Origin of the sequence: Acinetobacter sp. 12966 (assembly GCF_031196995.1) — a bacterium.
Classification (GTDB): Bacteria; Pseudomonadota; Gammaproteobacteria; order Pseudomonadales; family Moraxellaceae; genus Acinetobacter; species Acinetobacter geminorum.
Genome location: NZ_JAVIMC010000095.1, coordinates 1 through 238 on the forward strand (window position 1 = coordinate 1; position 238 = coordinate 238).

At 37.0% G+C, this 238-nt stretch carries 1 protein-coding gene; it reads right to left on the reverse strand.

Annotation, left to right across the window (positions count from 1 at the left end; genetic code table 11):
* Window positions 1-238, reverse strand: a 238-nt coding sequence (locus tag RFW85_RS15030) for a putative solute-binding protein (protein ID WP_309171648.1), incomplete at both ends; no start/stop codon positions are given.

The window sequence follows — 238 nt, forward strand, 5'->3', positions numbered from 1 at the left end:
TCATTTTTGGGTCGTAGATACCTGCTTTGGTTAGCTGTATACGAGCCTCGCGCATCATTTTCATATAGTTTAATTGTTCATTTTTAGGAATATCCATCCAATATTTTGAAGGAATATCACTTTCATATTTGGCAATAATACCAAATGTTCTATTGAGTTGGCTGGCTACCCAAGTTCGAGACTTTTGCCCAAAACCCGCAGGGAATTGGTCTTTACGAATAATGAAGTTTGCTGAAAT